Here is a 25,154-nt window from a genome sequence, read left to right as displayed (position 1 = left end):
CTTTTAACGCCATGGACGACCCGCTGTCGTCGTCCTTATTCTTTAAGCATTACTGTTTCCGCAATGCTGTCTGCGGATTTATGCTTGTCCTATCATGTCTGCTGTCATGATACGAACAAAACTCCTGCACAATGTTGTGAAAACGCCTTGGGATGGAATATGCAGCGCATCTCGATTGATGCGCTGCATAAGTTTTAGCTGATCGCCTTATGGCTGCTTCTGCTGCACATCCTGATTATTCAAAGGCTCTTTCGGCATAACAAAGACCTGCCCCGGCCAGATCAGATCCGGATTTTTAATCTGATCCGAATTTGCCAGATAGATAGTTGTATAGCGCATACCGCTGCCATAAGTGCGCTTGGAAATTGTCCAGAGATTATCGCCTTTACGGATAATCACCGAGCCTTCCGCTTTTTCAAGAGGCTGTGCTTCTGTCTCTTGCACTTCAGGCTGCGTGGTAACAGTTGGTGCAACGGCCGCAATATTCTCTCCAGCCTCGCGGCGGAACGGAACACGCGCTGTTGCCAGAACTTTACCGCCTTTATCCATCAGATCGGCGCGAATAATATAATCCCCGACGGCAAGAGGCTGCTGTGTCTGTAACAGGAAACGCCCTTCAGGCGTAATGACTGCGGTGCCAAGCAGAAGTTCATTGGCTGAAATATTGACCGTCTGACCGCCACGTGCATGCCCTGCGATAAAGACGGAAGCGCCTTCAATCTCAACGGCTTCTACAGCAATGCTAATATCACTTTTCTCTTTTCCTGCAGCTGAACCGCCCTGCACACTTTCCGGCGGCAAAACAGAATATGGTGCAGTGTTGCCGTGCTGTGCAACAGGCACATCGGAGCCCTCCGGCTGCTGTGCAACCGGGATTGCCTGCGGCGTGGTAATCATTCGGCTCGCCTGACCCGGTTCTTCAACCAATGCCAGAACCTGCCCTTCCGGTGTGGCCGGAACGGAGAGGATTGCGGTCTGCTGCGACGTGGCAACAGAATTTTCTCCGCTGGTCGCACGCAATACCAACTGATAATCACCGCTCTTCAACGCCTGATCCAGAATAATCGCAAAATCGCCATTTTCACCAGCCTTAGTAGAACCAAGGACACGGGTTTTGGAAAGAAGATCGACCTGAGAATTTGGTGCAGCTTTACCGGCAATTACCAGAGAACCGTTGCTTTCAAGGCGTAACACATCAAAAACTGGTACTGTTACAGCTTGTGTTGCAGCCTGTTTTTCCGGCTCGGCTGGTTTCGTTTCAGCAGGTGTTTCAGTTTTAACTTTAGGCGCAGCTTCAGTCTTACCCTCTGGTGCTGCCTCTGTTTTGGTTTCCGGTTTATCAGCGGGCGCTGGCTGAGCCACAGGCGCTTGTTGCGGCTGTTCCGTTTTTTGCGGTGCCATACTACAATAAGCGACCAGACCGCCGATGATAACAACGGCAGCAAAACCGGCAAGCGCATAACGACTATTCTGCATACGGGGTCGCCCCTTTTAACACCGAGCTTAAAAAAATATTATAACATGTTGTGTCTGCTTATAAATCCAAACGAATTATCAGCACAGAACCAACAACTAGCGTGTTTTTACTGTCTCAGCAAGAATATCACATATCGGCGCTAAAATTCTTGTCACATATTACGCGATATGGTGCAGAAAACTTGACGGCAAACAGCGCGCGCGCGAAAAAGAAACAATGAGCAAGATTCGATCAATATGTGTCTATTGCGGTTCTTCAACCGGCAATAATCCCGTTTACCGGGAAGCAGGACTGGCTCTTGGCCGCTCCATTGCAGAAAACGACCTTCGCCTGATCTATGGCGGCGGTACAAAAGGAATTATGGGTGCTGTTGCTGAAGGCGCTTTTAAAGCCGGCGGCAAAGTCACCGGTATTATCCCGACTTTCCTTCTCAATAAAGAAGCTGACGGCAAGCAGAATGAAATGCTTGATGAGCAGATCATCACGGAAAACATGCACCAGCGTAAACAGCTGATGTTTGAACGCTCGGATGCATTTGTCACACTGCCGGGCGGCATTGGCTCTGTTGAAGAAATCGTGGAAATGATGACTTGGGCCCAGCTCGGCCATCATAAAAAACCGATGGTATTTGCCAATATCAATCATTTCTGGGAGCCGATGATCGCGATGCTCGATCATATGCGTAGCGAAGGCTTTATCCATACCGGCCATCGCGTACAGCCGAAAATGCTTGATACTGTTGAAGAAATTATTCCTTACATCTTTGATGCAGCTGCCAAAGGCGATGCATCCGGTGATGAAGAGATCATTGCCCGCATGTAAGTAGAGTACACAAGCAAAAAGCCCCTCAGTGAGGGGCTTTTTTATGTGTCTGATTAAGATTTAGCGGCAATCGCTTTATCCGCACGCGCCTCTTTGAGTATCGACCACGTATAGAGGATCAAACCTGCCCAAATTAGCGCGAAAGCATAAAGCTGCGTTGTATTAAACGGTTCTTTGAAAGCGAAAACAGCGATCAGGAACAGCATTGTCGGCGTAATATACTGCATCAGCCCCAGCGTGGTGTAGCGCAGCAGTTTCGCACCGGTCGCATACATAATCAGCGGTACGGCGGTGACAACACCGGCCAGCATCAGCAGAACAACGTCGGAAGACGTACCGGCTACAAAGTGATCCTGCCCCTGAGAATAGAGCCAGATTGCATAAGCGCTAGCCGGAATGAACAGAATGATCACTTCCAGCATAAAGCCCTGCGACGGGCCGATCGGCAAAGATTTGCGGAAGAAGCCATAGAAGCCGAAGGACAGTGGCAGAATGATCGACACCCAAGGCAAGCCGCCCTGCTCTACCGTCAACAACACAACAGCGGCAGCGGCAAGGAATACGGCAATCAGCTGCGCTCTGTTCAGGCGTTCTTTGAGGAAAACTGCACCGAGAAGCACATTGACCAGCGGGTTGATATAATAGCCGAGCGCGGCATCCAGTGCGTGATCATTGAAGATCGCCCAGACATAAACGCCCCAGTTCAGTGTGATCAACGAGGCTGTCAGGCAGGCCATAATCAGTGTGCGCGGATTACGCAAAGCCGCGGCGACATCTTTGGTGCGCCCCATAAAGACCAGAATAACGGCTGCGACCGGCAATGACCAGATCACACGGTGCGCCAGCACCTCTACAACCGGAATATGGGCGACGGCCTTCATATAAAACGGGAAAAGCCCCCAAAATACATAGGCCAGCATCGCGAAAATAAACCCGCGCGTTGCTTCCGGCATCGCCTGTTGAGACCGGTCATTCATAACAAGTTGTCCTCAGATTTCCGGTCTCGGGCCTAGTATAGGCAGCGGGAGCCGTTCATTACATTCTTATCTGTAACAATCGGTACTCCCGTTTTACCTCATCCGCAAACGGCAAATTTTATTCTGCTGCTATATGTCCCGCAAGCTCGCGGTTTTTCATCAGCTTATAAACAACCGAATCCATCAGCGCCTGAAAGGATGCGTCGATAATATTATCGGATACACCAACTGTGCGCCAGCGCTGACCGCTTGCATCATGCGACTCGATCAGAACGCGGGTGATCGCCCCTGTACCGCCATTGAGGATACGGACTTTAAAATCCACCAGTTCGAGATCGGCCAGCTCTTCCTGATAACGCCCCAGATCTTTACGAAGTGCAAGATCAAGTGCGTTAACCGGACCATGACCTTCAGCTACTGACAAGTGCTCTTCACCGTCAATGATGATTTTTACAATCGCTTCCGACACAGTTTTCAGGCAGCCATTGCTGTCATAGCGGCGTTCGACCATACAACGGAACGCTTCAACACGGAAAAACTGCGGCACAGCGCCGAGTTGCTGACGTGCCAGCAGTTCAAAGCTCGCATCAGCGCTTTCATAGGCATAGCCTTCGGCTTCACGTTCTTTGACCAGCGCGATCAGTGTATCCAAATGCCGGTCGTCTTTGGCCACCTGAATACCGCGCTTTTTAAGTTCAGCGATAAAATTGGATTTGCCGCCCTGATCGGAGACCATCACACGGCGATGATTGCCAACCATTTCCGGCGGGATATGTTCGTAAGTCTTCGGCTCTTTCAGGAGAGCTGAGGCATGAATACCGGCTTTGGTGGCAAAAGCAGAACTGCCGGTAAAGGCTGCCTGATCGTTGGGCGCACGATTGAGAATATCATCAAAAGTACGGGACAGTTTTGTGATACCTGCCAATGCATCCAAACTGATGCCAACCTCAAACCGGTCTGCCCAATAGGGCTTGAGCATCAATGTCGGGATCAGCGTGACAAGATTGGCATTACCGCAGCGCTCGCCGATACCATTGAGCGTACCTTGCACCTGCCGCACACCGGCATCAATTGCCGCCAAGGATACAGCAACGGCCTGTTCGGTATCATTATGGGCGTGAATGCCGAGACATTCCCCCGGCACAACAGTTTTAACGGCATTGACGATATCGCCGACTTCGCTCGGCTGCGTGCCGCCATTGGTATCGCACAGCACCACCCAACGTGCACCGGCACTATAGGCAGCTTTGGCACAGGCCAATGCATATTGCGGATTGGCTTTAAAACCGTCGAAGAAATGCTCGCAATCAACAATACATTCTTTACCTGCCATACGGGCAGCTGTGACCGAAGACGTTATCGATTCCAGATTTTCTTCGAGCGTACAGCCCAGTGCCAGATGCACATGATAGTCCCAGCTTTTGGCAACATAGGTGATAACATCACTCGAAGCTTGCAGCAGCACAGACATGCCCGGATCATTGGAGGTGGAAACGCCCGGACGCTTGGTCATACCAAAGGCAGCAAATTTTGCCCGTGAGGTATGTTTGCGCTGAAAAAAACTCGTATCTGTCGGGTTTGCACCCGGATAACCACCCTCAACATAATCCATGCCGAAATCATCCAGCATGGCGGCTATGGCTTTCTTATCAGCAACAGAAAAATCAACTCCCGGTGTCTGCTGGCCATCGCGCAAGGTGGTATCATAAATATAGATACGCTCTTTTTTCATTGTTCTTATATCCTCCATATCCGTATTTATGCGCCTTGTTTGTCGCTTACTTCGGCCACGTCTCTGTATCGTGATCAGGGTGCTGGTAAGACACCAATGTGCGTACAAATTCGATGCTTTCCGGATCAGCCTCTGTGGTATGTGCAGGCAAAGTGCTGAGCTGATCCAGATAGGGTAATTCGCCTTCCAGCCCCCATTGCACCACCGGCACAATCTCTTGCGGCTGATCAAAGGCGGCAATCGACAATGCGATACCGTCCGGCGCTTCATAGGTCAGCGGCGTACCGCAATCCGCACAAAAACCGCGCTCGACATGGTTGGATGAGCGGAACAATTTGCGTGTTCCGCGTGTCCATTCCAATGTGCCTTCCTCAACGGAAACCAGCGGCGCGTAATAATTGCCAAAGGCTTTCTGACACATGCGACAATGGCAGATAGATGCACTGCCCAACTGCCCTTTCACGCGAAAGCGTACAGCACCGCATTGGCAGCCGCCGCTTGCGTCGGGTATTTCACTCAGCGTTTCACTTCCCATGTTGTCACCCGTTCTCCGCTAACCGGATCTTTGCCGTCTTTGAGCTGAATATTCTGTGCCAGCAATGAGTCACGAATACGGTCAGCTTCCGCCCAATTTTTCCCGTTAATGAATGCCAGACGCTCAGCGACCTGTCTTTCAACATCCGCTGTGTCGACATCTGCCGCATTGCTGAACAAATATTGTGCAGCTTCAGCCAGCAATTGTGCATCATAAAGGCCAAGCAGATTGAGGCCGGAAACCAGTGCCCGCACATCACCCTGCTTATAGGCTTTGCGCAACTCGGTGAGCGCTGCCCAAGTATTCAGATCATCGCCAACGGCATCAGCAAAGACCGAAGCCTTTGCAGCATCCGGCTCAGCTTGTTGTTCAGTAATAATTTGATACCACTTGGCCAGTTCATCACCGGATTCTTGCAGACGCTGCTGTGTCCAGTTGATCGGCTCACGGTAATGGGTCTGCAACATGGAAAGACGTGCGGCCATACCTGTCCAACGACGACGGAAACTCTCCGGTGCATCAACACCCGCCAATTGCGGCAGTTCCGATTTCAACACATCGTCAATGGTGATGAAATTGCCCAGAGATTTGGACATTTTCTGACCTTCGACCTGCAGAAAACCGTTATGCATCCAGATATTGGCCATACGTTCTGAGCCAAAGGCGCAGCATGACTGGGCAATTTCATTTTCATGATGTGGAAATACCAGATCAATGCCGCCAGCATGAATATCGAAAGTATTCTTCAACGGATCATCGCATTTCAGACCGCCGCCAAACGGCTCCAGCAATTTGGCCATCGACATGGCGGAGCATTCAATATGCCAGCCCGGACGACCATTCACCGCAATACCCGCCGGAGACGGCCAGCCCGGTTCGCCTTGTTTCGATGGTTTCCACAACACGAAATCCATCTCGTCGCGCTTGTAGGAAGCCACGTCCACACGCGCACCGGCAATCATTTCATCCAGCGAACGGCGGGCAAGCGCGCCATAGCGGGGGCCATGTTCACCTGTCATGGATTTAACCGCAAACAGCACATGATCATCCGCCACATAGGCATGGCCGCGCTCAATCAGACGCTCAATCAGCTGACGCATTTCTTCTAGATGTTCCGTTGCACGCGGCTGGCTGGAAGGCTCCAAATTACCAAGTGCTGTCACATCACTCTGGAACTGCGCCGCCGTGCTTTCAGTCACTTTACGGATCGCTTCATTAAGTGGCAAATCAGGATAGTCGCGCACCGCACGCGCATTGATCTTGTCGTCCACATCGGTGAGGTTACGCGCATAGGTCACATGCGCATCACCATAAACATGACGCAGCAGGCGGAACAACACGTCGAATACAATCACAGGACGCGCATTGCCGATATGGGCAAAATCATAAACGGTAGGGCCGCAGACATACATGCGCACATGATCAGGATCGATCGGAACAAAGTCCTCTTTCCTGCGGGTCAGCGTATTATATAAACGCAATTCTGTGGCAGACATCGGGTTTCCCTCATAAGAACGCAAAACAACATTTGCGCAGCCTGCTGGCCGGTGCATTTGTCTGCTTCAAAGTAAAGGAAAGACGAAAACATCCGAGCCAGCAATCTGCTAGCGAATAATGGTCGCAATAATACAAATGGTGTTTGCGAATGGTGTTTTCATGACAGTACTTATCTCTCTGATCCTGCTTCGCGTCAAGAGAGTAACCTCAGATTTTTAGAATCTGTATCAAGGCTGTATCAGGGCCATATCGGGGCTGCAACGCGATCACTGCGCAATATACCGCCGCGACAATACCCCGATTTCCGCATTATGCAGCCATGCTTCAGACCTAATTCTCAAGCTAATATTATGCTGCCAATATAAACTGTTAGAGCGTCTTTTGTGCGCCTGAGAAGGCGCACGGCGCTCTAAAACGGGAAGGAAACATTATGAAAAAGACATTCAGCTCATATAAAAAAGATCTGCTCACCGAGCAGTATCGCGCAATCGGCCCTGCTTCGCTGGTGGCCGCTTTAATGGCTGCCCCGCGCAGCCGCCGTGAAGATACCAAGCGGCTGCATATTTCTTATTTGCCTTCTGACAAAGCCTTACGGCCACAGCAGACGGCTAAGTAGGCTGAACGCGATCATCCACATAATGATGCCGATCAGACAGTCGAGAATACGCCATGCCGATGGCTTGGCGAAAAACGGCTGCAACAGACGAGCACCATAACCGAGCGAGAAGAACCACACGAATGAAGCTGCGACTGCGCCGGCTCCATAAGCGATACGCGCCTCACCTTCAAAGCGGGCAGACAGACTACCAACCAGCACAACCGTATCGAGATAAACGTGCGGGTTGAGGAAAGTGAGCGCCAGACAGGTTCCGATTGCCGCTTTCAGGCTTACTGTGCCGGTATTGGCCGCACGCATGCCATCCGGATGCATGGCACGACGAAACGCGGAAAAACCGTACCAGAGCAGAAAAGCTGCGCCACCAATGGTTACCACCGTGATCAATGTTGGTGATTGCGCAATCAATGTGCCGAGACCGGCCACACCGGCGATAATCAGCACCGCATCTGATAAAGCACAAATCAGACTGAGGATAAAAACATGTTGGCGTAGCAGCCCTTGTCTTAGAATATATGCATTTTGCGCCCCAATGGCGACGATGAGTGATAGTCCGAGCAGAAAGCCCGAAATTGCTGCTGTTCCCACGATTGACCTATTCTTCTTAGATTTAACGCGCATTTTATTCGAAAATCGCTGCCGCTTTTCGGGATGCAACATTATCTCAACGCGCATCTCGTCCGAAAACCGGCCTCCACTTTTCGGGATGCGCTGTATATTTTTGAAAGAGTTAGTCAAAACATACTGAACTGATCATCATTGTCATCTGTTTTCTTCTTCGCAGCATTTTTTTTAGGCTTAACCGGCTTTTGGAGCTTTCCCGCTTGCGAAATCACCGGTTCTTCCACCCGCTCATGGACATCCGTGCCGAAATAGCGGGCATGATTGATCTTATCCGATACGGGAATCGCCTCAAAAAAATCGTCCTGAACCGGTTTCATCAGATGCTGAACATCTTTGGCACGGTTGCGCTTGCAATCCAGCCATTCTTGATAATCCTCAGGATGGATCACCAGCGGCAGACGATCATGAATATGCGACAATGCATTATTGGAAGCCGTTGTCAGGATTGCAGCTGTATCCATCTGCGAACCGTCACCGCTCATCCATGTTTCCATTAGCGTACCAAAGGCGATCATGCCGCCATTACGCGGCTTAATCCAATAGGCCTGCTTTCTGCCATCACCCAGTTTTCGCCATTCATAAAAACCGCTGACTGGCAGCAAGCTACGGCGATGTTCCATAGCTGTGCGAAAAGAGGGCTTTTCATGTGCTGTCTCAGAACGAGCATTGATCATCAGCGGAAAATTCAGCGGGTCTTTTGTCCATGACGGCACAAATCCCCAACGCACCAGCATGGCAATCCGGTCTGGCCTGTTGCTGCCGGGCGCCGGTGTTTCACCATTCATCACAATCATAATCGGTTGTGTCGGTGAAATATTATAACGCGGCGGAAAGGCTTCATCGACAATCACGCCGAAATGCGCCTCCACCTCATCAATTGTCGCCAGTAAAGCAAAACGTCCACACATAGGTTTTGGTGTCGCGAGTTTTACCGCAAAGGTCAAGGTGCCTGATAAACAAAGCTTGCAAATCAGCGGGCAGGTTTTTACCACTCATTTTATGACACAGGACATTTCCCCTCTCCCGATTATCGCGCACGGCGTTTCAATGATTTGCCGGAATGAAGACCGCTTTCTGCTGGTGAAGCGCGGTAAAGAACCGCTCAAAGGCTCGCTCGCTTTTCCCGGCGGCGGTGTGGAAGCAGGTGAAGGTGGCGAAGAAGCAGCCCATCGCGAACTCATGGAAGAAACCGGACTATGTTGCAAAATATTGCGGCTGGTGGATACCATCGACCTTTCCAAAGAAGGGCTCTATGGCAAAACCTATAATCTCAGCATTTACCGCGCGCTTGATCTGAGCGGTCAGGAACAAGCCGGTGATGATGCCGTTTCCCTGCACTGGCTCACTATTGAGGAGATGCTGAGCTATCCTGCCACTGTCAGCACGCTGGCCTTTGCCCGCCGTATTTTACAGGAAGAAGGCTGATACTGCCTTGAAACGGCCTGATTACTGCACAATTTATAGTGAAGGTGCGGAGCGTGTTATGACCAGATATTTCGTTTCCCTGCTATTGCTGGCAGGTCTTACTGTCAGTGGCAGTTCCGCAAATGCGCAGGATATCAGTGGCCCGCCCTATGAACACCAGATGATCCAACTCGCAGAAACACTCGGTTCCCTGCATTATCTGAGCAATCTGTGCAGTGATAAAAACAATCTTTGGCGCGATCAGATGAATGAACTCATCACCGCAGAAAAAGCAGATACCAACAGACGGAAAGTGCTGATTTCCGCGTTTAATAACAGCTACCGTACCTATTCCGATAATTACAGCCAATGTACCGATCAGGCGCTGAAAGCCATTGAACGGTTCAAACAACAAGGCGAAAAACTCACTGAAGCGCTGGTAGCCCATTACGGCAATTAACCAAAACTTCATTCATCGCGATAAAGCAGCAAACAATCATTCACAAACACTCGCAATCTGTTAACAAGAGATTAAATTATTGATGGAGATGCTTCGTCTGATGGTGTAAGAAACGGTCTTCGGATCGTCGTTTCTGCTCTGAATGGCTTTATGACAGCACTTCACTTTAAGTCCTGTCCGTCTTCTGCGATGCAGTGTCCAACGGCATTAAGCCAAGGTGATATTTTAATGAATCATTCTCTGTCAGAACTTGATGAACTCATTGCCCATGAGAAGAAGCAAGCCGCAATTGAATATCAGCATGAAGCATGGGCAGACGGAATCTCTGAAGGTATTGAGCCGGAAATTCTCGCAGAGGCAGCTTTTGCCAATGCACTGACTGAATTGCTGCGCAGCACCGGTGAAGACGCTGCTCTTGGTCTGCTCGACAAATTGCGCGAACAGATTATTGCCGGTGATTTTCTGCCAAACCGCATTCTGCAGTAATTTTCTGCAACTGGCAGCGCTTGCCATAATTTGTACGCCAGAGCAAATTATGCATATATTTTGAAAAATATTTCTCTACCGGAGTTTTCGATGTTGCTTTCATTTCGCCGCCGGCTGAGCAAGCTGAGTTCAGACACAATTCTGAGCAAGTCTTTTCTCACCGGATTGGCTTTTGCTATGATCGCCGCCTCGGCCTCTGTTCCGGCCTCTGCAGGTTCTCTCAATAAGAGCCCTCAGATTCTCGCACTCAGCGAGACACCGGCTGGCGACGAAGAAGAGGTTAATCCGGCACAGGTACCATTACCGGGACCGCTGCGTCAGGTACCGACCGAGACCTACCGCGCCCCCGGAGCTGAACCCCCTGCTGCAAACGGTGCGGCTGAACGCGATATAACGCGTCCGCAGGTTTCCACGAATGGCAAGATTCCGGAAGTTTCCTACGATTATTCCAAACTTCCGCAGGCTGTGCAGGATACCCGCAAAAAAATTCTCGACATTGCCAAAGCCGGTAAAATTGATGCGCTGAAACCATTGCTCGGCGATGGGGGCGAAACCAGCCCGCTGCTTTCACTCGGAGAATATGACGGCACACCGCTGGAATTTCTGAAAAGCCTCTCCGGCGATAGCAATGGTCAGGAACTGCTGGCTATTCTGGTAGATCTGCTTGAGTCCGGCTATGCGCATCTTGATGCAGGCACGCCAAGCGAGGTTTATGTCTGGCCTTATTTCTTTGCCTACCCGCTGGACAAGCTGGATGACCGGCAGATGGTTGAGCTTTATCAGCTTATCACTGCCGGTGATTATGAAGAAATGAAAGGCGTTGGCGCCTATATCTTCTACCGCCTCGGCATTACACCGGATGGCTCATGGAAGTTCTTTGTGGCCGGAGACTGAGCATCTCAAAATCTTTAATAAAAAGCCGCCTTATCAGGCGGCTTTTTTATTTCTTAGTGCAATCTCTCGGCAAAGCCGCTTTTCTTAATGTCTAGGAAGAGCCTCGAGAAATTCCACAGGCTCGCCTAGTGCAGGATTAACGATCTCGCCTTCCCACATTACTTTATGGCCGCGTACAATTGTGCCGACCGGCCAGCCGGTTACTGTCTTGCCGTGATATGGTGTCCAGCCTGCTTTCGAGCCAGCCTGTTCATGCGTAATCATCACGCTGCGTTTCATATCAACAATCGTCAAATCTGCATCATAACCGACTGCAATACGACCTTTACGGGACATGCCGAAAATGCGGTTCGGGCCATGTGACGACAGATCAACAAAGCGTTCCAGCGACAAACGACCGGCATTGACGTGATCGAGCATGATCGGCACCAGCGTCTGCACACCGGTCATACCGGATGGTGATGCCGGATAAGGCTTCTGCTTTTCTTCCAATGTGTGTGGCGCATGGTCGGAACCCAGCACATCAACAACACCCTGCCCGATACCATGCCAGATACCATCGCGGTGACGTGTATCACGTACCGGCGGGTTCATCTGAATGAGATTGCCGAGTGTTTTATAATCTTCTGAAGACAATGTCAGGTGATGTGGGGTCGCCTCACAGGTCGCCACATCTTTGTAGTCTTTCAGAAATTCAATTTCTTCCGCAGTCGAAATATGCAGCACATGGATACGCGCACCGGTTTCGCGGGCAATGCGCACCAGACGCTGGGTGCAGGTCAGCGCTGCAACCTCATCACGCCAGACCGGATGACTGGACGGATCGTTTTCAATGCGCAGACCTTCACGCTCACGCAGACGGAATTCATCTTCCGAATGGAATGCTGCACGACGACGTGTATTGCGGAGAATGGAGGCAACGCCTTCATCATCCTCCACCAGCAGGTCACCAGTTGAAGACCCCATGAAGACTTTAATACCTGCAGCACCCGGCAGGCGCTCCAACTCGGCTACATCTTTGGCATTGTCGCGTGTACCGCCAACCCAGAAAGCGAAATCGCAATGCATACGATGTGTGCCGCGCTTCACCTTATCAGCCAGCGCTTCCGGCGAAGTCGTCAGCGGCTTGGTATTCGGCATTTCGAAAACAGAGGTCACGCCGCCAAGCACGGCTGCGAGCGAGCCGGTTTGCAAATCTTCTTTATGTTCCAGACCTGGTTCGCGGAAATGCACCTGACTATCCACAACGCCCGGCAGAATATGCAGGCCGGTGCAGTTGATAACCTCGCCAGCGGCATTCTCTGACAGGGAGCCAATAGCGGTAATGCGTCCGTTTTTAACGCCGATATCTCGAACGGCGCTGCCGTCATGATTGACGACCGTTGCGCCTTTGAAAATCGTATCGAATGTTGTGGTCATTCGCGGCTCTCCTGACTTGCGATTACTCGTAATGCGGCTTACGTAACAAAGTGATGAATATCAAGATAATTGCATCTGCTCTGCTTTATAAACCGGAAAGTTGATATGACAACGACAGAACCTTTAACTCTGTTTACCGGATCAACCGGAAATTTCGATGACCGAACACAGATTCTTGTGCGCGGTCCTGATGCGGAAACATTTCTGCAATCCATTTTTACGGCTGATCTGACCTCCCTCGAAAACGATGTTTTGCGGGCATCGGCACTGCTGAGTCCGCAGGGTAAAATCCAATTTGATTTTCTGATTTCGCGTATTAAAGACGGCTTCCGCATTGATCTCGCCAAAGATGTGGCTGAGGTTTTTGCCAAGCGCCTCACGCTCTATCGCCTGCGTGCCAAAGCGGAAATTATCGTTTTAAATGAATCAATTATCAGGCTGAGCTGGAAAACTGATTCAAGCAGTTCAGAAAGTGATTCAATTACAGGCGAAGATTATCAGTCTGTGCGTGATGAGCGCTTTCCTGAAGAAGCGAATGTCCTGCGCCATTACGCTGAAAGTGGCAGCGCCTCCCCTGCCACGCAAGCCGAGCGCGATGCATGGGCAGCTTTGCGTATTCACTATGGCATCGCTGAAGGCGGTGCGGATTTCATCATGAATGATGTTTTCCCGCATGATATTAATTTCGAACAATTCAGCGGCGTGTCATTCAAGAAGGGCTGTTTTGTCGGACAGGAAGTTGTATCCCGTATGCAGCATCGCGGCACTGCACGACGCCGGATTTTGCAGGTAACAGCACAGGCCGATCTGCCTGCTTCCGACACGCCGATTACTGCCGGTGGCAAAGAAGTCGGAACCTTGCGTAGTGTCGCTGGCAGCAACGCGCTCGCTCTGGTGCGTATTGACCGCGTGAAAGACGCAATGGATAAAAATATTCCGCTGCTCGCCGGTGAAACGGAGGTCAGCCTGACAATTCCTGCCTATGCCAAGTTCGCATTTCCGGAAGGAGCAGCAGACTAATGGCAGTATCCGGCGGCTCCAAAACAAAACCGGTTCGGGCATGGCAGCGTATGTTGTCCGGCCGCAGGCTGGATTTGCTTGATCCTTCGCCGCTGGATATTGAAATCAGTGATATTGCCCACGGGCTGGCGCGCGTTGCCCGCTGGAACGGCCAGACCCGTGGCACCCATGCTTATTCTGTGGCGCAGCATTCACTGCTGGTGGAGCAGATTTTCCGCGAGCAAAATCCGGATGCTTCCTTGCAACATCAACTGCTGGCTTTGCTGCATGACGCACCGGAATATGTGATCGGCGATATGATTTCACCTTTTAAAGCTGTGATGGGCGGCGCCTATAAACAGATTGAGGCACGGTTAGAGACAGCCATTCATCTGCGTTTTTCCCTGCCTGCGACTGTGCCTGCTACTTTGAAAAAAGCCATTAAGAAAGCCGACATTGTTTCCGCTTATTTTGAGGCAACAGAACTGGCCGGTTTCAGCGCATCTGAGGCTTCAGAGTTTTTTGGCAGACCGCGCGGTTTTCATGCCGGTCACTTTGATTTATCACCACGGCCAACCGCAGAGATAGAACAGGCTTTTATCAATCGTTTCAACACATTGGAGACACAAATTCATGGCTGATGTTTCCGCTGTCGTTGAGGTGGGCTTGAGTGCTGCGGTTGTTACAATCAGCAATAACCGTCCGGTTATTCTCTGCTCGGATGACCATGAAATGCCTGCAGCCCATGAGGTTTCCGGCGCGCTTTCGCTGCCTTACGGGCGGTTTGATCCGCTGAAACACCGCACACTGGAAGCCGGCCTGCGTTTGTGGGTGGAAGCGCAGACAGCTTTGCGCCTTGGTTATGTCGAACAGCTTTATACGTTTGGCGATCGTGGCCGTGCCAAGTCTTCAACGCCCACCGATGATACCCATGTAATCTCTGTCGGCTATCTGGCGCTGACCCGCCAGAGCGGAGAACAGCCGGATAATGACTGGCAATATTGGTATGATTTTCTGCCTTGGGAAGACTGGCGTAATGGCAAACCACCGCTCATCGACCAGCTCATCATCCCCGCCTTGCGTGAATGGGCGCAGAGCGACAAACGCAGCCATCCGGCCTATGATCTGCATCAGTTGCCGCGCCTGACACGTCTGCGCCTTGCCTTCGGTACCGATGGTATTCAATGGGATGAGGAGCGCGCACTTGAGCGCTACGAGCTGCTTTATGAGGCTGGTCTGGTACGTGAAGCAACCATTGACGGTACTGTCAGCCCGAGCGCACAGCTGGACGAATTACAGCGCCATACCGGCAAAGCCATGGTGTTCGACCATCGCCGTATTCTCGCGACCGCAATTGCCCGCCTGCGTGCCAAACTGAAATACCGCCCGGTGATCTTCGAGCTGATGCCCGATTGTTTCACCCTCACAGCCTTGCAAGAAACCGTTGAAGCAATCTCCGGCCGTCATCTGCATAAGCAGAATTTCCGTCGTCTGGTGGAAAATGCCGAACTGGTTGAGCCAACCGGTGCCAGCCTCAGCCAGCAACGCGGACGTCCGGCAGCGCTCTACCGTTTCCGCCGTGCGGTTCTGGAAGAGCGCCCTGCACCGGGCTTAAAGGTAACGCTCTCGCAAAGATAATTTTAGCAGTTTCAGACGGAAAACCGGCGGCCACTTTTTCTGGAAATACTTTAGCGATAGATATGCCTCTCATCAGGAAAGCTGCGGCTTTTCACATCTTCCGCGTAAGTCTTCACTGCTTCGTCAATGGCTGCACCAATGGCACCATATTGACGGACAAATTTCGCAGGCTTGTCGTTCAGGCCGAGCATATCTTCCAGCACCAGAATTTGCCCGTCACATTCCGCAGATGCGCCGATACCAATGGTCGGCACAGCAACCTGTGCGGTGATCTCACGCGCCAACGGCTCGACAATGCCTTCCAGCACAATACCGAATGCACCGGCATCGGCAACGGCCTGTGCATCTTGTTTGATCAAATCCCACAGCGCCTGATCGCGCCCCTGCACTTTATAACCGCCCATCACATGCACGGCTTGCGGGGTGAGACCAATATGCGCCAGCACCGGAATGCCGCGTTTGGTCAAAAAGCTGATCGTCTCTGCCATTTGCACGCCGCCCTCAAGCTTGACCGCACCGCAACCGGTCTCCGCCATGATCCGCACCGCATTACGAAAAGCGATCTGCGGACTTTCCTCATAGGAGCCGAACGGCATATCCACCACAACCAGCGCACGAGATGAGCCGCGCATCACCGCCTGCCCGTGCATAATCATCATTTCCATAGACACGCCGATGGTTGAATCCATGCCATGCATCACCATGCCGACACTATCGCCCACCAGCATAAAATCCGCATAGCGATCGACAATGCCAGCCGTATGGGCATGATAGGCCGTGAGAGATACCAGCGGCACGCCGCCCTTGCGGGCACGGATTTCCGGCACTGTGATACGGCGGATTTGTTTCTGGACACTCATGGCCGTTTCCTTTGATTAGACATTAAAAACGCAGCACATGCTGGTCGATAAGGCGGGTTTTGCCAAAACGCACTGTCAGCAACAGCACCGCCGCTGCGGTGAGCTGCTCCGCTGTTTCAGCTAGTGTTTCTGCATCGCAGATATCCACGGCCTCAATCTCACCACGTGATTCCTGCTGCAATTTATCGACAACAGCTTGGTGCAATGCAGCAATAGAACGCTCGCCCTGATCGACCAAGGTTTGAGCCAGTTGCATCGCTTGCGGCAGGATAACAGCTGCGGCGCGGTCTTGCGCACTCAAAAGACTGTTGCGCGATGAACAGGCCAGCCCATCCGGCTCGCGTACAGTCGGCACGCCGACCACATCCACCGGCTGATTGAGATCAGTCACCATACGCTTGATAACAGCGAGCTGTTGGTAGTCTTTTTCGCCGAAGAAAGCTTTATCCGGCTGCACAATGTTGAACAGCTTGCTCACCACCGTAGCCACTCCACGGAAATGATGCGGACGCAATGCTCCCATCAGAATGGAAGAAAGCTCCCCTGCATCGACATAGGTCGATGTTTTGCCGCTGCCGTCCGGATACATCTCATTCACATCCGGCGCGAAAACATAATCGCAGCCCTGCTCTTCCAGCAATTTCAAATCACGAGGCAGATCACGCGGATATTGCGCCAGATCTTCATTGGGCGCGAATTGCGTGGGATTGACGAAAATCGACACCACAGACACATCGCAATGCTGTTGGCTGTTTTTAACCAAGGTGAGATGGCCGATATGCAGATAGCCCATCGTCGGCACAAAGCCGATGCTCTTGCCACGGCTGCGCTCAGCCTTGAGAGCCGTCCGTAAATCTGAAATCGTGCGTATCAGCTGCATATGCTCATTTCCCGATAGTCGTAACGGCTCTGTCTCATCATTCAACAACAATATCCAGTCCAACATCCAAAGTTGGTGCAGACATTGTGATTTTTGATGTTGAAATATAGTCAACGCCGCTCTCAGCCACAGCTTTCACTATATCGAAATTAATATTGCCTGACGCCTCAAGCTTTGCGCGTCCGGCATTAATTTCCACTGCCTTAACAAGGGTTTCCGGCGGCATATTATCAAGGAGAATCACATCCGCCTGCATAGAGAGCGCTTCTGTCATTTGCTCCAGCGTATCGACTTCAACTTCGATCTTCACCAGATGCCCGACAAAGCTGCGGGCGGCTTCAATCGCCGGTTTAACACCGCCGGCAACGGCAATGTGGTTGTCTTTTATCAGCACCGCATCATCGAGGCCAAAACGGTGATTGGCACCGCCGCCGCAGCGCACCGCATATTTGGCAAATGAACGCATACCGGGCATGGTTTTGCGGGTGTCACAGATTTTCGCCTGTGTATGGGCAATCTTGTCCGCGAAACGTGCCGTGTAAGTCGCAATGCCGGACAGTACCATCAGATAGTTGAGCGCCACACGCTCAGCTGACAGTATGGAACGGGCATTACCGCTGATACGGGCAATTTCCTGTCCGGCTTTGATGCGGGTTGCATCTGTGACAGCGATCGAAACCTCCAAAGACGGATCAATCTGTGCGAAAGCGGCACGCACAAAATCCAGACCGGCAAGCACACCATCCTCACGGCTGGTCAGTATCGCTGTTGCCTGTTTCTCAGGAGAAATCGTGGCATGACTGGTAATATCTCCGGCACGTCCCAGATCTTCGAGCAGCGCATGGCGCACAGCCTCTTCAACCAACGGACGAGGCAGAACAGAAGGATAAGCAGTTTTCATCAGGCAGTTTCCGCTAATTTTTGATAAGTCTCTTGGGCGTCTTGCAAAGTCATCATCGACCGATGCTGCCAGATAACTGAGCTTTCAGGATAGTCGCTGCGATAATGACCGCCACGGCTTTCTTTGCGTGCCAAAGCCGATACGGCCAGCACTTCCGCAGTTGCCAAACAATTGGCGAATAGCGGATCATGATTATCCTGCGCCAGTTGCCGGATTTGTTGCAGTCCCTGCAACATCTGATCCTTCCTGCGGATAACGCCGAAACTGCGGCTCATAACCGCCCGCAATTGCTGCATCACATCAGCACTGGCACACCGATCAGAAAATGGCAAAACTTCAACAATAGGCAACAGTTCCGCTGTTTCCTGTGGCAACTGCCTGATCGCATCAGCAACGCGCGTACCAAACACCACCGCTTCAAGCAAAGAATTGGACGCCAAGCGATTGGCACCATGCGCACCGGTAGAAGCCGCTTCGCCGCAAGCCCACAGACCTTTGACCGTTGTACGTCCATCCATATCGGTGAGAATACCACCCATAAAATAATGGGCGGCAGGCACGACGGGGATGAGATCATGTGCAGGATCGATACCGACCGCCTGACAATAGGCATAAACAGTCGGGAACTCCTGCGCAAAACTCTCACCTATTGCCTGAGTGCAATCGAGATAAGCACCGCGTCCGCTCATCACTTCTTCATAAATGCCGCGTGCGACCACATCGCGCGGTGCCATTTCTGCCGCAGGATCATGACGCTGCATAAAGCGTTCACCAGCCTTATTGACGAGGTGTGCGCCATGACCACGCAGAGCCTCGGTTGCCAGAGGTGCCGGATCTGCTTTCACATCCAGCGCTGTCGGGTGGAATTGTACAAATTCCATATCCGCCAAAAGCGCACCGGCCCGTGCCGCCATGCCGATGCCGGAACCGCTGGCCTCAACCGGATTGGTGGTCACCTGATAGAGATGCCCGATACCGCCGCTGGCGATTACCACCTGACGGGCAGGTAAAATCTGATCCGAGCCATCCGTGCGACGGATAGTCAGGCCGCTGATACCATTCGCATCCGAAATCAGCTGATAGGCCGAAGCATTTTCAATCAATGTGATGGACGGCGTTTCGCGCACTTTGGCAACCAGTGCCTGCATAATTGCACGGCCAGCCATATCGCCACGCACACGCACGATACGGTTATGACTATGCGCGGCCTCGCGCGATACTTGCAAATGACCGGCAAGATCGCGGTCAAACGGCACGCCAAGTTCGAGAAGGTCATGCACGCGATCTGAGGCCGAAGTGGCCATCATGCGGATAACATCTTCATCCACAATACCGTCACCGGCGATAAGCGTATCGGTTACATGACTTTCCACCGTATCATCGGATGACACAGCCGCAGCAATACCGGCCTGCGCCCATGCGGAAGATGCGCCCTGCCCGATGGGAGCAGCCGCGATCACCGTGACCGGCAAAGGACTGAGTTGCAAAGCGCAAAACAGACCTGCCAGCCCGCCACCGACAATTACAATCTGATTGGGTTTCGTGCTCATCGCCACGCCGTCAGTTTTTCAGATTAATCATACGTTCAACAGCCTGCCGCGCTTTGACAGCCATTGTCGCGTCGACAAAAACCTCGCCGCTCATATTCACCAAAGTATCGAGAATTTTCGGCAGGGTAATGCGTTTCATATGCGGACAGAGATTGCACGGCTTGACGAACTCCACATCAGGCACTTCCGCTGCAATATTGGAGGCCATTGAACATTCGGTCACCAGCATCACTTTAGCCGGACGGTTATTGCGCACATAGTCGATCATGCCTTTGGTAGAACCGGCGAAATCAGCTACGGCTACCACTTCCGGCGGGCACTCAGGGTGAGCAACAATCTGAATAGACGGATCAGTGGCACGGTATGCCAGCAGTTCCTCTGCGGTAAAGCGCTCATGCACTTCACAACGGCCTTTCCATGTCAGCACTTTAACGGAAGTCTGAGCCGCCACATTCTGCGCCAGAAATTCATCGGGAATACAAAGCACGCGATCAACACCGAAACTCTCCACCACCTGCACAGCATTGGCAGAGGTGCAGCAAATATCGCTCTCGGCCTTCACATCGGCAGAGGTGTTAACATAGGTGACAATCGGCACACCCGGATAGGTTTCGCGCAGCAAGCGCACATCGGCACCAGTAATGGATTCAGCCAGCGAACAGCCTGCCTTCATATCCGGTATCAGCACGGTCTTTTCAGGGCTGAGCAGTTTTGAAGTTTCCGCCATGAAATGCACGCCGCATTGCACGATAATATCGGCATCCACTCTCTCAGCCTCACGCGCCAGCTGCAAGCTATCGCCGACAATATCTGCCACGCAATGAAAGATTTCCGGCGTTTGGTAGTTATGGGCAAGGATAACGGCATTGCGCTGTTTTTTAATACGATTGATTGCCGCCACATAAGGCGCATAGGCAGGCCACTCAATGCGCGGAATATGATGCGCCACGCGCTGATAGAGATGCTCGGTCTCCGCAGCGATCTCCGGTGTAAATTCCAGAGACGGCATTTCCAAAACGCCAAAACGCTCTGCCGCGCTGCGGATTTCACCTTTATTCAGGTTCTCTTTTGTGGTGGCTGTGGTCATAATCTGCCTCATAAAGCAGCAATAAAGCTGCCCTCTCCGTTTTCCCCTTAACCGCTTCCTTCATATTTATACTCAAATAGAGCATAATAATATCCAAAAGAAAAACGGTCATTTTCTATGACGCAGTTTCGAACGGAAAACCGTAAACACTTTTCCTGAAACTGCTCAATACCGTGGCGCGAATCTTTATGCTTATTACAGTTTCATGACAAGAAATTATTTTGCTCAAAGTGAGTAAAATTAATCATCACCTCATTCACAAGGCTCAAAACCACGCTACCAAAATTTCTGAAAATGCATCAAAATCAATTGGTAAGGCATACAAATGCGGCATTCTCTCTCAAGCCTCTTTCATGCGTAAAAAAAATAATGTAATCGCTATTACAAAATCATTTTACCGATATTTTCGCTGAAGGCACCGAACAGCATGTCCACTCGCTCGCAAAACTATCAAAGTGCATCTATGCCGTGGCTGATCATTATCGCCGGTTGTCTCATCACATTTTTGACCTTTGGCCCGCGCTCGGCCATGGGGTTTTTCCAGCTGCCGATCATCGGTGATAAGGGCTGGGATCGCAGCACCTATGGTCTGGCTATGGCTTTGCAGAACCTGTTCTGGGGTGCCGGTCAGCCGATCTTCGGTATGATTGCCGATAAATACGGCTCATGGCGCGTGCTGCTGATGTCCGGTATTTTCTATGCTTCCGGCTTGTTGCTAATGGCACATGCGGATGCGCCAATTGCTCTGCATATCGGCGGTGGTGTTCTGGTTGGTCTTGGTGTTGCGGCCGGTTCTTACGGGATTATTCTCTCGGCCTTTGCCCGCCATGTCAGCGCTCAGCAGCGCAGTATGGTTTTTGGCCTGGGGACTGCTGCCGGTTCTGCCGGTATGTTCGCATTCGCACCGATTTCGCTGGGGTTGATTGAACGTTTTGGCTGGTCGGATGCGCTGGTCTGGCTTGGTTTTGCCATGCTATTGGTGCCACTGCTTGCTATTCCGCTGCGCGGTAATGCCTCCAATGCGCGTATGCCTGATATGAGCGCCAAGCAAACTGCCGTTGAAGCGCTCAAAGAAGCACTGAGCCACAAAAGCTACCTGTTCCTCACGGCCGGTTTTTTTGTGTGCGGCTTTCAGGTCGCTTTCATCACCACGCATTTTCCGGCCTATATTTCCGATATCGGCGTGGATAAACATTATGCGGTCTGGGGGCTGGCGCTGATCGGCTTTTTCAACATTATCGGGTCGCTTGGTGCCGGTTTTCTCGGTCAGACCCACTCCAAGCCAAAAATACTGGCATTGATCTATCTGCTGCGCTCAATATTAGTTGCCGGCTTTATCCTGCTGCCGCAATCGGGAACCAGTGTGCTGATTTTCTCTGGATTAATGGGTTTGCTCTGGCTTTCAACCGTTCCGCCAACCAATGGTCTTGTCGCCACAATGTTCGGCACCCGCCATCTTGGGCTACTTGGCGGCATGGTGTTCTTCTCGCACCAGATCGGCTCGTTCATCGGCGTCTGGCTGGGTGGTACGCTCTACCAGATTTACAACAGCTATGATGCGGTGTGGTGGCTGAGCATTATTCTCGGATTGTTTGCAGCACTCATTCATCTGCCGATCCGCGAAGTCGCTGTGCAGCGCCCTGCTCTCTCTGCAGCCTGATTAAGCTGCCCGATTTAAAGCAGAAATAAAGCCGGAGCGCGACTCCGGCTGTTGCTGTCCGCGCGGCTCCCACACATGGCGGGTGAAGAAAAAGCCCGTCAGTTTAAACGCCGTACAGATATCGGGCACAGTCTCGGCTCTGACACGGGAATTGCAAACGAATTCCGGCATCGCCAGCAGCCGGTCTGCCCAAGGCGCACCGGCATCACGAGATACGGCTCGTCCGCTTTTCGGAGACACATAAATCAGATCTGTGGTGCCGCCGGTTGCGGCACAGCTTTTCAAATCAAGGCCGAAACCCAGTTCTTCCAGCAACATCAACTCAAAGCGTAGTACCAGCTCACCCGCAGTAACCGGTGTCTCGCAATGCTCCAGCAATAGCTGCAATGTCTCATAAAGATTTTCATGCGGGTCGCGTTCAGGCAACAACCGTAAATGCGCCGCTGCCAACTGAATAGCGAACAGCGCCACCGGCAGATCAATCAGCCGTGCTGCTGAGAAGCTCAACGGCTCGATCTGATAAGAGCCTAAATGTTCATCAAGCCGCGCCCACCAATGCAGGGAAACATGGTTGCCCACCTGCAGCATCGGTTGCATACGTTTGGAGCGGCCGCCGCGCACCACGCCCATATGTCGGCCATGGGCGCGGGTCATCACTTCCACAATCGCACTGCTCTCGCCGTGTCGTCTTGTGCCAAGAATGATGCCCTCGTCGCGCCACTCCATAATCCGTTATGCCTTATGCTTTCGGGAATTCCAGTCCCATTTCGCGATAACGCTCAGGATCATTGCCCCAATTATCGCGCACTTTCACGAACAGGAACAGATGAACCGGCTGCTCGAGAATAGCTGACATTTCCTTACGGGATGCCTGACCAATGGCTTTAATCGTCTCGCCTTTATGACCAAGTACGATCTTCTTCTGGCTGTCGCGTTCAACATAAACGACCTGTTCGATACGTACCGAACCGTCTTTGCGCTCTTCCCACTTCTCGGTTTCTACCGTCGAGGAATAAGGCAGTTCTTCATGAAGGCGCAGATAGAGCTTTTCGCGGGTGACTTCCGCCGCAAGCTGACGCATCGGCATATCGGAAATCTGATCTTCCGGGTAATACCAAGGGCCGTATGGCATTTTGGAAACTAGATAATTCAGCAGATCCTTACAGCCTGAACCGGTCAATGCCGAGATCATGAAAGTATTATCAAACTTCACTTTCTCATTGGCTGCCTCTGCCAGTTTCAGCAATTTTGGCGGATCAACGCGATCGACCTTATTCAGGATCAGAATTTTATTCTGATAGGTCTTTTCAACGCTTTCCAGCAAAGCCTCAGCGGATTCATTCATGCCGCTCTGCGCATCAAGCAGGATCAGCACCTGATCGGCATCGCGGGCACCGCCCCATGCAGTTGTGACCATAGCGCGGTCGAGACGGCGCTTCGGCTTAAAAATACCCGGTGTATCAACGAGCACGATCTGTGTCTGATCTTCGGTTACAATCCCGCGAACCAGCGCACGGGTTGTCTGCACCTTATGGGTCACAATCGAAACTTTGGTACCGACCAAGCGGTTCACCAAAGTGGACTTGCCCGCATTCGGCGCACCAATCAGCGTCACAAAGCCCGAACGGGTTTGTGTTTCCGGTGTGGCTGCACTGTCATCCTGCGGATGGTTGATTTCAGTCATTTTTATCTCTTTTAAGCCAAGCGCTGTATCGGAAATGCTCTGAAGAACCTGCGCAGGTTTAACGAGCCCTAGCTAGATCATTTTCGTTTCATTTTAAATTATTAAAAATGATCTAGCTCTTTATTTTACCGCACATCTTATTCCGAAAACCGGTTCCCACTTTTCGGGATGTGCTTAAGTTTAGCGTAAATACGGAAGTTTTATAAGATCAGTTATTTCTGCCAGACGCCTTGGCGGTGCAGCAGATTTTCAGCAGCGTCCTGTTCAGCAATCCGCTTGGAACGTCCTGTTCCGGTCGCAGGCTGAAAGCCGGAGATTGCCACTTCCACTACAAAGACCGGTTCATGATCCGGCCCTGTACGACTGACAATCCGGTAAACCGGCTGTAATTTGCCTTGCTGCTTACCTTGCTGGTGCGCCCATTCCTGCAATTCGGTCTTGGCATCACGGCGCGCCGCATCGCTTTCACGTGAGCGCGGCTCCCAGTATTTCAACACGAAACCGCGCGCGGCCTCTAAGCCACCGTCAAGATAGATCGTGGCAATCAGTGCCTCGATCACATCGGCGCGCACATTCAGCAGACGTTTGTCATTCAGACTTTTGATGTCAGAGCCTGTTTCAATCAGATCACCTAAGCCAATTTCATCGGCAACAGATGCACAACCCTCAGCACTCACCAGCGCATTAAGGCGCACTGACAATTCACCTTCCGGCGCATCAGGAAAGGCTGAGAACAGCATATCCGCAATGATAAGCCCGAGAACACGGTCACCTAAGAATTCCAGACGCTCATAGTTCGAGCCGGATTGCGGTCGGGCACTGGAATGCGTCAATGCGCGCTCAAGGCGCGCAAGATCGATAAAAGTGTGGCCGGTTTTTTCTTGCAGTATTTTTATACGCTGGCGATCAGAAACCATTTTCAGGCTCCTGACCGACAACATTATCAAGTTTT

General features: G+C 51.7%; 26 protein-coding genes. 10 read left to right on the top strand and 16 right to left on the bottom strand.

From position 1 onward, the window contains the following. Positions 1-207 precede the first annotated feature (207 nt). Positions 208-1,476: a LysM peptidoglycan-binding domain-containing protein gene (locus tag QUF18_RS05905; protein ID WP_289386019.1), complete on the bottom strand. Its 1,269-nt coding sequence runs from the start codon at positions 1,474-1,476 to the stop codon at positions 208-210. Between the two features lie 217 nt (positions 1,477-1,693). Between QUF18_RS05905 and QUF18_RS05900 the strand changes: the two genes are divergently transcribed. Then, positions 1,694-2,299, top strand: coding sequence for an LOG family protein (locus QUF18_RS05900; protein ID WP_289386018.1), 606 nt, complete (start codon positions 1,694-1,696; stop codon positions 2,297-2,299). A gap of 53 nt (positions 2,300-2,352) precedes the next feature. Here the strand turns inward: QUF18_RS05900 and rarD are convergent, their stop codons facing one another. From rarD to cysS, 4 genes are all read right to left on the bottom strand, one after another. Then, entirely contained in the window at positions 2,353-3,276 is a 924-nt protein-coding gene (gene rarD / locus QUF18_RS05895; RefSeq protein WP_289386017.1) for an EamA family transporter RarD, read from the bottom strand. Between the two features lie 118 nt (positions 3,277-3,394). Next, positions 3,395-5,008: a citramalate synthase gene (cimA, locus tag QUF18_RS05890; RefSeq protein WP_289386016.1), complete on the bottom strand. Its 1,614-nt coding sequence runs from the start codon at positions 5,006-5,008 to the stop codon at positions 3,395-3,397. 46 nt (positions 5,009-5,054) lie between these two features. After that, on the bottom strand, positions 5,055-5,543 hold the full coding sequence (locus QUF18_RS05885; RefSeq protein WP_289386015.1) for a GFA family protein: 489 nt from the start codon (positions 5,541-5,543) through the stop codon (positions 5,055-5,057). Further along, positions 5,525-7,039, bottom strand: coding sequence for a cysteine--tRNA ligase (gene cysS / locus QUF18_RS05880; RefSeq protein WP_289386014.1), 1,515 nt, complete (start codon positions 7,037-7,039; stop codon positions 5,525-5,527). The genes QUF18_RS05885 and cysS overlap by 19 nt, the downstream gene beginning before the upstream one ends. Before the next feature lie 431 nt (positions 7,040-7,470). Here cysS and QUF18_RS05875 point away from each other — a divergent pair, with 431 nt between their 5' ends. Further along, a complete protein-coding gene (locus QUF18_RS05875) occupies positions 7,471-7,656 on the top strand; it encodes a hypothetical protein (RefSeq protein ID WP_289386013.1) in 186 nt (61 codons plus the stop codon). Here QUF18_RS05875 and QUF18_RS05870 read toward each other — a convergent pair. After that, entirely contained in the window at positions 7,630-8,277 is a 648-nt protein-coding gene (locus QUF18_RS05870; protein WP_374806776.1) for a LysE/ArgO family amino acid transporter, read from the bottom strand. The two genes, QUF18_RS05875 and QUF18_RS05870, sit on opposite strands and share 27 nt — an antisense overlap. Positions 8,278-8,390: 113 nt before the next feature. Next, on the bottom strand, positions 8,391-9,188 hold the full coding sequence (locus tag QUF18_RS05865) for an SOS response-associated peptidase (protein ID WP_289386168.1): 798 nt from the start codon (positions 9,186-9,188) through the stop codon (positions 8,391-8,393). Between the two features lie 91 nt (positions 9,189-9,279). On the opposite strand from QUF18_RS05865, the gene QUF18_RS05860 reads away from it, so the two are divergent. The 4 genes from QUF18_RS05860 (at position 9,280) to QUF18_RS05845 (ending at position 11,524) form a co-directional block, all read left to right on the top strand. Then, entirely contained in the window at positions 9,280-9,705 is a 426-nt protein-coding gene (locus QUF18_RS05860) for an NUDIX domain-containing protein (RefSeq protein ID WP_353074491.1), read from the top strand. Between the two features lie 58 nt (positions 9,706-9,763). Next, a complete protein-coding gene (locus tag QUF18_RS05855; protein ID WP_289386009.1) occupies positions 9,764-10,144 on the top strand; it encodes a TIGR02301 family protein in 381 nt (126 codons plus the stop codon). A gap of 228 nt (positions 10,145-10,372) precedes the next feature. After that, the gene (locus QUF18_RS05850; protein ID WP_289386008.1) at positions 10,373-10,630 is read left to right on the top strand and encodes a hypothetical protein; all 258 of its coding nucleotides are present in this window, start codon (positions 10,373-10,375) and stop codon (positions 10,628-10,630) included. Positions 10,631-10,720: 90 nt separating this feature from the next. Next, positions 10,721-11,524, top strand: coding sequence for a hypothetical protein (locus QUF18_RS05845; RefSeq protein ID WP_289386007.1), 804 nt, complete (start codon positions 10,721-10,723; stop codon positions 11,522-11,524). Between the two features lie 84 nt (positions 11,525-11,608). Here QUF18_RS05845 and QUF18_RS05840 read toward each other — a convergent pair whose 3' ends face one another. After that, positions 11,609-12,943 (bottom strand): dihydroorotase, encoded by a 1,335-nt coding sequence (locus QUF18_RS05840; RefSeq protein ID WP_289386005.1) that lies wholly within the window; start codon positions 12,941-12,943, stop codon positions 11,609-11,611. Between the two features lie 129 nt (positions 12,944-13,072). Between QUF18_RS05840 and ygfZ the strand changes: the two genes are divergently transcribed. From ygfZ to QUF18_RS05825, 3 genes are read left to right on the top strand one after another with little or no spacing between them, the layout of a single operon-like run. Beyond that, complete coding sequence (gene ygfZ, locus QUF18_RS05835; RefSeq protein ID WP_374806905.1) at positions 13,073-13,963, top strand: CAF17-like 4Fe-4S cluster assembly/insertion protein YgfZ; 891 nt, start codon at positions 13,073-13,075, stop codon at positions 13,961-13,963. Then, the gene (locus tag QUF18_RS05830; RefSeq protein WP_289386003.1) at positions 13,963-14,583 is read left to right on the top strand and encodes a YfbR-like 5'-deoxynucleotidase; all 621 of its coding nucleotides are present in this window, start codon (positions 13,963-13,965) and stop codon (positions 14,581-14,583) included. Before ygfZ ends, QUF18_RS05830 begins: the two co-directional genes overlap by 1 nt. After that, a complete protein-coding gene (locus QUF18_RS05825; protein ID WP_289386002.1) occupies positions 14,576-15,580 on the top strand; it encodes an NUDIX hydrolase in 1,005 nt (334 codons plus the stop codon). Before QUF18_RS05830 ends, QUF18_RS05825 begins: the two co-directional genes overlap by 8 nt. Before the next feature lie 50 nt (positions 15,581-15,630). Here the strand turns inward: QUF18_RS05825 and panB are convergent, their stop codons facing one another. The 5 genes from panB to nadA are packed head-to-tail and all read right to left on the bottom strand — an operon-like array spanning position 15,631 to position 20,858. Beyond that, the gene (panB, locus tag QUF18_RS05820) at positions 15,631-16,440 is read right to left on the bottom strand and encodes a 3-methyl-2-oxobutanoate hydroxymethyltransferase (protein ID WP_289386000.1); all 810 of its coding nucleotides are present in this window, start codon (positions 16,438-16,440) and stop codon (positions 15,631-15,633) included. 22 nt (positions 16,441-16,462) lie between these two features. Next, positions 16,463-17,320 carry a pantoate--beta-alanine ligase gene (gene panC / locus QUF18_RS05815; protein WP_289385999.1) on the bottom strand — a complete coding sequence of 286 codons (858 nt, stop codon included), beginning with the start codon at positions 17,318-17,320 and terminating at the stop codon, positions 16,463-16,465. Between the two features lie 37 nt (positions 17,321-17,357). After that, entirely contained in the window at positions 17,358-18,221 is an 864-nt protein-coding gene (gene nadC / locus QUF18_RS05810) for a carboxylating nicotinate-nucleotide diphosphorylase (RefSeq protein ID WP_289385998.1), read from the bottom strand. After that, a complete protein-coding gene (locus tag QUF18_RS05805; protein ID WP_289385997.1) occupies positions 18,221-19,771 on the bottom strand; it encodes an L-aspartate oxidase in 1,551 nt (516 codons plus the stop codon). The genes nadC and QUF18_RS05805 overlap by 1 nt, the downstream gene beginning before the upstream one ends. 10 nt (positions 19,772-19,781) lie before the next feature. After that, positions 19,782-20,858 carry a quinolinate synthase NadA gene (gene nadA / locus QUF18_RS05800; RefSeq protein WP_289385996.1) on the bottom strand — a complete coding sequence of 359 codons (1,077 nt, stop codon included), beginning with the start codon at positions 20,856-20,858 and terminating at the stop codon, positions 19,782-19,784. Positions 20,859-21,285: 427 nt separating this feature from the next. Between nadA and QUF18_RS05795 the strand changes: the two genes are divergently transcribed. Then, a complete protein-coding gene (locus QUF18_RS05795) occupies positions 21,286-22,518 on the top strand; it encodes an MFS transporter (RefSeq protein WP_289385995.1) in 1,233 nt (410 codons plus the stop codon). On the opposite strand, the gene recO is transcribed toward QUF18_RS05795, so the two are convergent. The 3 genes from recO to rnc all read right to left on the bottom strand — a co-directional run bounded on the left by recO (position 22,519) and on the right by rnc (position 25,119). Next, the gene (gene recO / locus QUF18_RS05790; RefSeq protein WP_289385994.1) at positions 22,519-23,244 is read right to left on the bottom strand and encodes a DNA repair protein RecO; all 726 of its coding nucleotides are present in this window, start codon (positions 23,242-23,244) and stop codon (positions 22,519-22,521) included. Between the two features lie 13 nt (positions 23,245-23,257). Beyond that, positions 23,258-24,202 carry a GTPase Era gene (gene era / locus QUF18_RS05785; protein ID WP_289385993.1) on the bottom strand — a complete coding sequence of 315 codons (945 nt, stop codon included), beginning with the start codon at positions 24,200-24,202 and terminating at the stop codon, positions 23,258-23,260. Between the two features lie 212 nt (positions 24,203-24,414). Then, complete coding sequence (gene rnc, locus QUF18_RS05780; protein ID WP_289385991.1) at positions 24,415-25,119, bottom strand: ribonuclease III; 705 nt, start codon at positions 25,117-25,119, stop codon at positions 24,415-24,417. Positions 25,120-25,154 lie beyond the last annotated feature (35 nt).

This window comes from Pseudochrobactrum kiredjianiae, assembly GCF_030362795.1.
Lineage (GTDB): Bacteria > Pseudomonadota > Alphaproteobacteria > Rhizobiales > Rhizobiaceae > Pseudochrobactrum > Pseudochrobactrum kiredjianiae.
The sequence above is the reverse complement of the archived record's forward strand: the minus strand, read 5'-3'. Positions and strand labels throughout refer to the sequence as shown.